Annotated in this window: 4 protein-coding genes and 1 pseudogene; 2 read left to right on the forward strand and 3 right to left on the reverse strand. The window is 59.3% G+C overall.

Translation table 11 applies throughout. The annotated features are described in order from the left end of the window. The 3 genes and pseudogenes from AC1DJN_RS20510 to AC1DJN_RS20520 all read right to left on the reverse strand — a co-directional run. Window positions 1–954 (reverse strand): UvrD-helicase domain-containing protein (locus tag AC1DJN_RS20510; protein ID WP_478040013.1); only part of this gene is annotated, 954 nt, incomplete at its 3' end. An 11-nt stretch (window positions 955–965) separates the two neighbouring features. Then, a complete protein-coding gene (locus tag AC1DJN_RS20515; RefSeq protein WP_478040015.1) occupies window positions 966–2,762 on the reverse strand; it encodes an ATP-dependent nuclease in 1,797 nt (598 codons plus the stop codon). 228 nt (window positions 2,763–2,990) lie between these two features. Next, a pseudogene (locus tag AC1DJN_RS20520) lies at window positions 2,991–3,735 on the reverse strand (site-specific integrase). A 476-nt stretch (window positions 3,736–4,211) separates the two neighbouring features. Between AC1DJN_RS20520 and AC1DJN_RS20525 the strand changes: the two are divergent. Both AC1DJN_RS20525 and AC1DJN_RS20530 read left to right on the forward strand, forming a co-directional pair. Next, window positions 4,212–4,742, forward strand: a complete 531-nt coding sequence (locus AC1DJN_RS20525; protein ID WP_442251547.1) for a hypothetical protein — start codon at window positions 4,212–4,214, stop codon at window positions 4,740–4,742. Continuing rightward, window positions 4,726–5,343: hypothetical protein (locus tag AC1DJN_RS20530; RefSeq protein ID WP_478040017.1), on the forward strand; the 618-nt coding region annotated here is incomplete at its 3' end. The genes AC1DJN_RS20525 and AC1DJN_RS20530, both read left to right, overlap by 17 nt.

Genomic DNA, 5,343 nt, shown 5'->3' on the forward strand with positions numbered 1-5,343 from the left:
GCCATTGGCCTCCCTTCTCATGTAATCAAAGACGTTGACTGCGAGCTTGTTTGTCGGAACGAGCACCGCGATTGACCATTCAGATCGGCGGCGATATCTACCTGCGGTGCGAAGGACGCGTTCTTTCAGCGGGTGAAGACTCTGGCCACCGTAGCCCACAATGGAAACTCCGGCATAGGGTTCAGCCCGGTAGTTACCGCTGATGACTGCATCGGCGAATTGCGTGATGTCTGTCCCCGCGCTACGGTTGTTCTCGCCTTGAAAGTCAAAGACCGAAGGCTGAAAGGATTCGATGAAATCATCGAAGCGCCTGGGATCGGCACCCTTGAAATCATAGATGCGCTGCTTGGGGTCACCAAGGGCGATCAGGGTGCTATGCCGCCCCAAACGACGGATCATTGCCCACTCCTCTGCGTTCGTGTCTTGGAACTCATCGAGAATGATTACCGGATAGGCGTCGCCAATGGCGCGCGCAACCACGGGGAGCAGGTCGAGTAGCTCAGCGAGAAGGATTGGGAAGAGATCAAACGCGACCAGCCCTTCTTCTTCGAACAGGCGCCGTAGCTCGCGTGCGCGGTTCTGGTCGGGGACACCCGCTAGACGCGATCGCTCGTGAGCTGGAAGGAGTAGCGATACTCCAGGGCGTACGCCAAGCAGGTATGCATGACTTCGCAAGATCGACCAAGCGAAGCCGTGGTAGGTATTGATTTCGATGCGAGTCAGTTGATCTCGCGGCAGCGATGCAGTTGCTTGCTCAGCAACACGCGCTACAGTGGCGCGCGCAAAGCTGATGAACAGAGACTTACCCGTGCTGCCAAGTCGACCCGCTGCCAGTTCTTCACACGCCTTAGCGAGCGCAATGGTGGTTTTGCCTGAGCCGCCCCCCCCTCGCAGCGCGATATGCCCCTCAGTCGCGAGAAGGCGCCGCCGTTGGTCGCAGAGAACAATGGCCATTACGCTCCCCTTTATAGCGCCACGGGCGGCACGATGAAGGGGAGGGGCAGGGCGGGGGGCGCAGCCGGGCGTTCTACCATCTCGCGCAGGCTGCGTAGTGTGTGAACGATGGAGGCTGGCATATGCCCAACCTGGCACTGATCAAAGAACAGTGTCAGGTAGTCATCTCCCTTTTTATGGCGCATCAATGTGATGAATGGCTCTACATAAGCCTCATTCGGACTGCCTTCGGGAGGAACAATGCCTGCCAATGCATGTGGCCACTCTTGGTTGCCTACTAGCCATTTGACGAACCAGCTCTGCATATCGACTTGAATCTCCGCTCTTAGCAAATGCTCGAAACCCGCATAGGGCTGCTCGAAGGCCCGATCGCATGACGCCGCGATCGCCGCGCGTGCACCTGCCAACTGCTGGTCGAAGATAGTTGCGACTGTCTTTCCTAGCTGACGGAAGAAAGCAGCGAATGAGGCAACGTTGGTCTCGCCACCAGCGTCGAATGGCACCCAGCCGAGCGAGTCAAGCCGCTTGAACTGATCGGGCGCGAGGAATGCGATGCGCCGGGAGACTGCGCTGTATGCGACGAACTCCGTCTTTCCTTCAACAACGACGACGCGACGGGCGAGTAGCGCTTCACAGAAGCGGGTGCGGAAGCCGTCGCGAAAGAGCTTCAGTTTCAGGTTGGCCGGAAGCGAAACAGGTGTTGCTGACATCACGCCAGTCAGATCCCGCCGCATAACCGTCATTTGCTCAGGCTCGAACTGCTCGATCACGTAAGGCGAGTGCGAAGTGAAAAGCGCCTGTGAGGCAAGCCCGCGGACCTTGTCGACAACGCGTTGCTGGACATGAGGTGGCAGCGAAAGTTCGGGCTCCTCCATGGCAAAGATCACACGTCCCCGGCGGCGCTCTGCGATAAGACCAAGCATTGAGAGAACCAAGGCATTGATCGTGCCAGAGCCCTGATGCTGGAACGGAGCGGCGTAGCCCTCGACACCCGTTGCCAGGAATGATTTCAGCACTCGCCTAAGATCCTCGCGTGTCAACTCAGAAACTCGCAGATGCGGAGCATGTGCCCATTCTCCGGGCACGATGTCTCGCATGGCTTCCTGAATGGCATCAAGAATTCGCCCAAACTCCTCATCTTCGGCGCCGACAACATCCAGAGGGCGTAGCTTGTCGAGCAGCCCCTCCCACATTTTCGTCCGGACCTCGTAGGTTCTCAGGATGATGTCGAGAAGCGAGCCGCGTTCCATCGAGAGCGCCCGCGAACCAGTGCGAAGGGCCCGAAGATGCAAGAAGCCGAACTCGCGCTTGTCACCGGAGCGACATTCACTCGTAGCCTTCCCATCCTCCGACCTGGGCACGGCAAACCAGGTTTTGGCTTCGAACTCGTCCCCATCTGGATCGTACTTCCCCTCAAATCGGACGCGGACTGCGGGCACGACGCCCTCTTGGGCAACTTGCTGAGCTTCGCCAGGTCCCAGCAGCCGCTTATCTGCCTCACGCCAAAATTCTAGGTGTGCCCGGAAGCGCTGGCAGTGCTCGGCGTCCAGATCGGCAATTACAGCCTCGATAACAATTCTGGGAGCTGGCTCGTCGCCAGCGGCTTGGTAGGCCCCGCCGAAGAAGTCGTGCTCGTCAATCACCTGCTGCCGGGCCAGTCGATCAGAGCCAATGGCCAGCTCGATTGCCTCAAAAACGGTGGACTTGCCGGTGTTGTTGTCACCGAGGAGGACCGTAGTCCCGGCGAAGTAAAGGGTAGCGCTGCGGATACCTCGGAAGTTCTCAATCTCGACACGTGYAACGCGCATGGCTTCTCCTTATCCGTAGTCGCCCGGCAGTCCGTTCCGCCGTCTTCACTGTACAGAATATGCTAGTGCAGGGTATCCGTCCTCTTGCCGTCGCCCCTTCGCTGACGCTTCGTCAAACAGCTCAGAAGGCATAGTTTGGGGTATCGCTTTTTTACTAGGCCGCTTCAGTTAGTTTTATTGAATTCAATAACTTGCGCATGGCAGGCATTGCCTTAGAGGCGTTGCCGTTCAGTCCTCAAGCAAGCGAGCAGCAGGGTTCGCCGTGGCACCGCCCGTCTGGAAGTACCCCACGACACTCGAGACTGACCGGTGCTCGGTCAGCTGCATAATTGCCGGCAGCGCGACGCCTTGGCGACTGGCCTCAGTGACGAAACCGGACCGCAGGCTGTGGGCCCCAAAATCCCCCTCCAATCCCGCCAGGCGTGCCCGCCGCTGGATGATCTCTCCTACCGCAGCGGGGGATAGGGCGGGGCCCACCCGTTGTTTCCAGAGCCTCCGGAAGATCGCCCCCTCGGTGAGGCCTGATGCCTCCAGCCAGTCCTGGAGGGCGAGGGCGGCCCGATCCAGCACCGGCTTGTCCGGCGTGGAGGTCGCGGTGACGCCGGCCTGCTGGGTCTTGCTGTGCTCCAGCCGGTAGATATAGCCGGCCGCGCCGATTCGGCGCAGGTCACGCAGGTCGGCGGCGGCGATCTCACTGCGGCGACGCCCGCCGCTGGCAAACCCGAAGCAGAGTAGAGCGCGATCCCGAATTCCTTTTGCGTGGGCGCTCGCCGCGCTTGACCGCGGCCCGCGCCGCGCGGCTGAGCACGGTGCGGATTGCCGGCTGCTCGCAGGGATTGGTGGCTTGTTTGAGCCGGTGTGCGGTGGACAGCACGGCAACGTGATGGCGCACGGTGGCCAGGGTCCAAGGCCCAAGTTTGGCTTTCAGGCCGGCCGCCACCAAGGCCTGATCGACGACCGGCTGCTGGAGCACGTATTCCTGTTACCTTGAAGTCCATACATTTCAACAGTCTACTGAGGCGGAGCCCCATAACCTAGCAATCTGAATAGAGGGCGCCAACAGGTATATGTGTTACTTATTCGCTGGCTACACGTACTTCTGTTACTAGTTCAGCGCGGACTTTGGTACGACCGCCCAATCGGTTGCGCCCCAAGCCTTTCGGGAGTAGCGTGGCGAAGCACGCCAGCGACCTTTCCTCACGCAGTGATAGGAAATCGGCCTGGACCATGTTGACCGCGAAGCACAACCAAGCCCGAATGCATCCTGTGGATGCCTAGACCGCTGCCCCTGCGGCGAGGTCTGTTTGGAGCAGGGTAATGAGCGTTACGACCAAAGCCAGGCAACGCCGACTTGGTGTGCGGCAAGCCCGGACAAGCAACTCAGCAAACCTCTGGACGCTGCAGTCTCCGGCAGCTGAGTGCCCGGTGACGCTGAGTGGTGACTTGAGGATGAAGCTCTTCTTCTATTGCGAAGGCGACGCAAGCGTCCGTGAAGCAGAGTTTCGCGAGCCACTGATACAGGTGCACCTAGGCAGCGGCTCAATCTGCCTTGATGCGCTCACTACACTGACAGATGGCTCTATTCAGGCACGGTTGATCGACGATGGATCAGACCGGGCCCGGCGGGGTATCGAAGCGCTGACTGCAGAGTGCGGCTATTCAGTTTCTGTTTTTAGTACACGTGATTTTGGTCAGGCGAAGATGAGGATCCGCAACTGGCAGGCGGCAATCTCTGCTTTTCACCGTTGCCGCGGTTCCGATCTCAGTTCTCTGGCAAAAGAAGTCGAATCGATGGTCCGGCGACGGGGCAAGGCGACCCTGGGAGAGGCCATACGAGGCCTTAAACAAGCGCACCCAGCGGTGGTGGTAGGAGCTGCGGTTCTTGCGCTGCGCGCCCGATCCATCAGCTCGGACATGGATGTCCACCCATGGTCTGTGCACACAAGGCTGTTCAGGTGTGGACATGACCCCGGCCATTAAGTTCAACCGGAGGACGCTCCCGGCAGAATTTGCGGACTACAGAGAGTGGCCGGCTTGTGAAACCAGTCTGCTGGACCAGGCTGATCTGGTGCTGTTTCAGCAAAGACGCCAAGCCCTGGTTGCGTACTTAAGTGGCCTCCCAACTGCCGCGATAGCCTCTCGGTTCGGAATCGAGCGTACTGAGGTACTACGGTACCTCAATCGCTGCGTCGCGATCATGGGCGATGGCCAAATTGTGGGTTGGGCTGGCATCCTCAAGGGATTTCGCACGCAAAAGCCAACGCGATCCAAGCCGCTAAGCGCGATGCCAAGCCTGTCATTCGGCGGCTATACGGGCGCCCTGTCAGCATTGTTCGCTGCGCAGCCGGATGTTCAGTTCACCCTGGACAAGTACCTCGCCACTGGCATCACTCCAGACGGGGCGAAACAAGGGCGTGTTACGAGCAAGAAGGCACATCAAGTCTTTCTCGATCTCTGTCGTGGTTCCGGCTTGGGCAAGAATGCATGGCCATTCTGTGTCAGTCGGCACGGCAGAGAGGCCATATGCGAGTACGTGAAGCAGTTCTTCACTGCGAACCACGAGAGGGTTGCATCCCTGCAG

The organism is Stenotrophomonas sp. 05L414_2 (assembly GCF_056397905.1).